2 protein-coding genes and 2 pseudogenes are annotated in these 3,681 nt (G+C 56.1%); 2 read left to right on the plus strand and 2 right to left on the minus strand.

The window, feature by feature from the left end; translation table 11 throughout:
• The coding region (locus H8B02_RS46010) for a transposase (protein WP_229172325.1) at positions 1-302 on the minus strand (302 nt) is incomplete at its 3' end.
• Between the two features lie 267 nt (positions 303-569).
• Positions 570-1,922: an LLM class flavin-dependent oxidoreductase gene (locus tag H8B02_RS46015; RefSeq protein WP_229172326.1), complete on the minus strand. Its 1,353-nt coding sequence runs from the start codon at positions 1,920-1,922 to the stop codon at positions 570-572.
• An 805-nt stretch (positions 1,923-2,727) separates the two neighbouring features.
• On the opposite strand from H8B02_RS46015, the pseudogene H8B02_RS49245 reads away from it, so the two are divergent.
• A pseudogene (locus H8B02_RS49245) lies at positions 2,728-2,889 on the plus strand (transposase); the annotation flags it as partial.
• Between the two features lie 326 nt (positions 2,890-3,215).
• Positions 3,216-3,661: pseudogene (locus H8B02_RS49335) on the plus strand (IS110 family transposase); the annotation flags it as partial.
• Positions 3,662-3,681 lie beyond the last annotated feature (20 nt).

Consider the following 3,681-nt stretch of genomic DNA (forward strand, 5'->3'; position numbering starts at 1 on the left):
ACTATCGCAAAATAGGCGCTCGCCTTCCGCAGGATCTCGTTGGCCTGCCGAAGCTCACGGTTCTCCCGTTCCAGGGCCTTCAGCTTCTCGGCCATCTCGGTCGGAACGCCGGTCCGCTGCCCGCTGTCGATCTCGGCCTTCTTGACCCAGTCATGCAGCGTCTGCGGGGTGCAGCCGATCTTGGCCGCAATCGATGTCACTACCGCCCAGCGCGAAGGGTGCTCGCCGGCATGATCCAGAACCATCCGAACCGCACGGTCCCGGACCTCAGGCGAAAATTTGTTCGTCGTCTTGCTCGTCATGGCTCCATCCTCTCAGGAGTTGGAGCCTCCGGCAAACCCGGGGCGGTTCATGACCATCAGAAAAGATCATTCAAAGTCAAGTCCTTAGACCGGAAACCCTCTCAGATAGAAGGCAGCGTTACCACGTCCTCAAATGCCACGCCAGCGGCTTCGGTCGAGCTGGAAAGTGAAATCGTAAGCGTTCGAACTCCAGACCCGGAAAGCTTGCAATCTCAAAAGCACGGCCGTGCCAAATGCTGAATCCCACTCAATGGCTTGCATCCCTTTTTACGGACGACCGCTTGCCTGTGCGTAAGTGAATCGATTGAGTGGCCGCTTGAGACCTAGGTTCTCTCGTAGTGTTTTTCCGGAGTATCGGGACCTGAATTTACCTCGACGGCGCAACTCGGGAATAACGAGCTCAACAAAATCCTCGAGCCCGCTAGGAAAAACTGCCGGCAATACGTTGAACCCGTCAGCTGCATATTGGTCAAATGCATCCACCATGAGGTCGGCGACCTCATCCGGTGTTCCGACAACCATTAGATGGCCTTTGCTGTCCGATATGAAGCGGATCAGTTGCCTCCAGGTGAACTTCTGGCGTACAGCTAGTTCGAGAAGCACCTTCTGCCGACTCTGCATGTAATTCGTCTGCGGTAGAGACTCGGGCACCAATGAGTCGAGGTTCATTGAACGCACGTCGGTGACAAACCCCAGTAAACGATCACCCAATTCAGTTAGGAGATCGACGTGTATATAGGATTGCAGTTTTTGAAGCTTCTCACCCGCTTCCTGCTTAGTCCTTCCAACGATCGGTACAATGCCCGGCATGACGAGCACCTGATCGTCTTCTCGCCCAAGTACGCGCGCTTTCTCTTTAAGAGTAGCATAATGGCGTTTACTATCCTCTAAGGTAGGCGCGGCGGTGAACACGACCTCGCCGACTTCTGCAGAGAATTCTATTCCAACATCGGATGCGCCGGCTTGAACTAACACGGGATACCCTTGCGGTGGCCTTGCAATGTTCAGTGGGCCCCTGACCGACAAGTAGTGTCCTCGGTGGTTAAGCAAATGCAGCTTCGTGGTGTCAGCGAAAATTCCGCTCTTCTTGTCGCGAATGAAAGCGTCGTCTTCCCACGTGTCCCAGAGACCCTTGACAACTTCCACGAATTCCCGCGCCCGAGCATAGCGCGCGCCATGATCTGGAAGTTCCTCTTCGCCGAAATTTGCAGCTTCGAACTTAGATGCCGAGGTAACAATGTTCCAAGCCGCGCGTCCTCGCGATAGGTAGTCAAGTGAAGCGAACATGCGTGCAAGATGATAGGGCTGGCAGTACGTCGTCGTCGCTGTCGCGACAAGCCCGATGTCTTGTGTTTTCGATGAGAGCGCCGACAATAGTGTGATCGGCTCGAACCCATCATTTCTGCTTGTGCGAGCTATCGCGTGATCTCGTTCGACTACGCTTGGACTGTCGGCGAGAAATAAGAAGTGAAACGAGGCACCTTCGGCAAGGGCCGCCAAGTGAGCGTAATAATCGATATCAACTCCGCCATTCGCAGGCACGCTCGGATCGCGCCATGCACCTTCGTTATATCCGGCCTGAAGCAGGAACAATCCAAGCTTCATTTCATCGTTGCGCATACCGTATCTCCAGTTGAATTGACATCCCTTTCAGATCGCGGAGCGTGTTCATTAACGCCCCACAACAGCGCGCCTGAACGCTCGACTTATCGAAGCCCTCGACGAGTGCACTTTCAGACACAGCCGGTCTGACACAAATCTTCCGAGGCCAGTGTAAGGGGATGCTCCAACTAAAGCGCTCAACTGTCGTCAAACCTTGCCTTATGCGCGCTCGGTCGGAGCAGATCTCGCCGCTGCACATTGAGACAGGCGAGGACTTAACTCTTCGATCAAGTCCGAATACTGATCTTGGTCGATGGAGCATGTCGAATTCCTCGTAGGCGACGTTTGATCGTTCAATCTTCCATTGGACAGCATATGACATGCGTCCGCCGTACAGATCAAATACCCGTGCTGGTAGTTGACCGGCGCAACTTTGTTGCATCTCGCTCAATATCGAAGGACTGGTGGTTTGGCTCTGATGATCACAAGAGGTCGATTGCTGTGGCCGAATTCAAAACACGGGCGCATTCCACCAATTCCATCGATTTCTCAATCAAGGTTGATCTTGCTGCTCCTTGGAACGCAGTTGGGGTCCGCCGCGCCACGCGCTCCCCCTCAAGGTCTTACGTGTCAACTCGTTCCCTGACGCAGAGTTAGCTCAACCGTGTCGCCTGCGTTTCTTCCAAGAGAATGACCTTTCTCAGCCCCATCTCAGACAGGAGAAGCGAAGGCGAGACGTCTGAACCTCCTCCGAATGAGTGGACACCTGTAAAAGGATCGGGGAGCCAGGAGTTGTCGAATGGAATGACGTCAACCTCGGTCGTTTGCCGAGGACTACAAGCGGCAGGCCGCTGAGCTCGTGCTTTCGTGTGGTTGCTCGATGACTTCGGTCGGCAAGGAACTCGGTCTGCGCGATTCGGTGCTGCGGCGCTGGGTAAGCTCCGGCAGGAGCCGGCATCCGGCGACGCGGCGCCCGACGACGTAAGCGACGCCGATGCCGGCGGACCGGGCTGCCGAGATGGCCCCGCTGCGCGAGGAGAACGAGCGGCTGCGCATGGAGCGCGACATTTTAGAAAAGTGTCCAGCGCGGTGGCGGGCCCGTGCGGCGTAGAAACAGCCTTGTGCTATCCTCGACGGTTGGGAGGGTAGCGGCCGTTCGATTATTGGAGGCTCAATCCCCGTTAAAAAACATCGTCCATTGGTGCATGCGAACTTGAGAGTCGTGACGTCGCCCTGGCGACTATGCCGATTAGGAAGATGACGATTGGCATAGCCCAGACCCTCCTGCCCGTCATTGAATGGAGGATTGCCATGCCTAAGAAGAGGACGGCCGGCGGCCGTCCGGAATTGAAGCCGGTCAACGTTGGGGCCGGTGCTATCGACATCGGATCAAAGATGCGCATGGCTGCGGTGAACACCGCTTGCACCGACGTGCCGGTGCGCTCTTTCGGCACATTCACGCAAGACCTGCATGAGTTGGCGGACTGGTAAAAAACGTGCGGCGTGACGAGTGTCGCGATGAACTCAACCGGGGTCCATTGGATCCCGGTCTACGAGATTCTGGAGCAGCACGGGTTTGAGGTGATTCCGGTCAATGCGCGGTACGCCAAAGAACGTGCCCGGGGCGCAAAACCTATGTCAGCGATGCCGCGTGGCTGCGCCAGCTTCATTCCTATGGCCGGTTACGCGGCAGCTTCCGGCCTGATGCCGAGATCGCAACCCTGCGCGCGTATCTGCGCCGTAAGCGCGAATTTGTCCGCACCTTTTGCTTTTGAGC

Source organism: Bradyrhizobium altum, from assembly GCF_020889705.1.
Taxonomy (GTDB): Bacteria; Pseudomonadota; Alphaproteobacteria; order Rhizobiales; family Xanthobacteraceae; genus Bradyrhizobium; species Bradyrhizobium altum.

What these genes read in the sequence shown, in the direction of transcription:
- H8B02_RS46015 (WP_229172326.1), bottom strand. Translation starts at nt 1,922, where the DNA reads ATGCGCAACGATGAAATGAAGCTTGGATTGTTCCTGCTTCAGGCCGGA.